This window comes from Synechococcus sp. R6-10, from assembly GCF_047461815.1.
Lineage (GTDB): Bacteria > Cyanobacteriota > Cyanobacteriia > Thermostichales > Thermostichaceae > Thermostichus.
The window spans coordinates 1-1,319 of the sequence record NZ_JANSHW010000373.1; the positions used below are offsets into that span (position 1 = coordinate 1).

Consider the following 1,319-nt stretch of genomic DNA (forward strand, 5'->3'; position numbering starts at 1 on the left):
CTCCGCCGAGGGGCCTGAAACCCTTGCCCAGAGCGGGATCGACCGGGTCAACGGAAGAATCAGGGTTTGAGGCTTGTCGCCGACCCTGTCGCTAACCATGTTGGTGTAGAAATTAACATGGATCCCTGTGTGGAGGTTGCTGGGGAGCTGCTCCTGAGACGCTGAAGTAGGGGGCCAATGGGGCGAAAAAAGGACTCCGTCCCGCTGGCGCGATGAGAGGCTAGGGAGCAACGACATAGCGATCTTGGGAGAGGCGCTCGTTACCCCGATACACGCTCACCTGCAAATGCTGGGGATCCAGCCGGTGCCCCTCTACACGGATGGGTGGGATCCTCAGGGCGTGGCGGGATCCCCGTCCCAGCACGGACACAATCAGGTTTTGGCCGCGGATCTGAACTCGCAAGCGCACCGGCCAAGGGAAAGGGTTGCGCAGCTTGAGGTCGGCCAAGCCGTACCAAACGGTGGCATCCAGGCCAGGGGGCACCGATTCCACCTGCCGGTAATGGGGGTGCCTCTCCACCACCTCCAGCCCTGCCAACAGAGCAGCATTGTAAAGGCTAGAGGACACCTGACAGATTCCTCCCCCAACCGAATCCAGGGTTTCGGCCACCATAAACACCGGCGCGGGCACATAGCCTCGTTCCAGGCTGCGCGGCCCCACCACTTGGTTGAAGGAAAAAATCACTTCTGCCTGTTCCTGTGAGCGTGTCGCAGGCATGATGTAAACTCCATCCAGGCTTTGGACGGCTCGGCGAATGTTGTGGAGTTGAGAAGGAGTGCGCTCCTGCAAAGAAGTAACGTATTGGCTTAGGGTTGTTGGCGTGGGATCCGTCCACCACAAGGCCAGAAGGGCCAGTAGCGCCCCCACCAGCACAGCCAACCTCCGCAGGTCAACCCTTCCTCTCACCTCACACCTTGCCCGTCAGAAGGGGTTTCAAGGACTCCGTCCCGCTGGCGCGAAAGGCCTCCGGCCCGCTGACGCGAGCGGGCAGTTGGCGGGAACCGGTCGCGACCAGCAGCTCTTGGGCGCGGGTACCTGCCGGCAACGTGCGGGATGGGCGTAGGGCCACCAGAGCAGAGCCTTGAGCATCCACCTGAAAGTCACCACAGTGGAGGAACTCGCCATTATCCAGCTTGAGCCAGAGGGAGTAGCGCTCCCCCGCCACCGGTTGGGGCAGATCCCGTGCGGCCAAGATAACCTCCTGCCAGTCTCCTGGGCGAAACAGCACATTGGCCGTCCCCACCTCCCCCTGCAAATGCACCAGACGGGATCCCGGCTGTTGCAGGAGATGAGACAATGCTCGCACCGATTCTAGCTG

2 protein-coding genes are annotated in these 1,319 nt (G+C 61.6%); both read right to left on the reverse strand.

The features are described from left to right. Nucleotides 1-220: 220 nt before the first annotated feature. Complete coding sequence (locus tag NW837_RS10565) at nucleotides 221-907, reverse strand: VanW family protein (protein WP_414331346.1); 687 nt, start codon at nucleotides 905-907, stop codon at nucleotides 221-223. Between the two features lies 1 nt (nucleotide 908). Next, nucleotides 909-1,319: hypothetical protein (locus NW837_RS10570; protein ID WP_414331348.1), on the reverse strand; the 411-nt coding region annotated here is incomplete at its 5' end.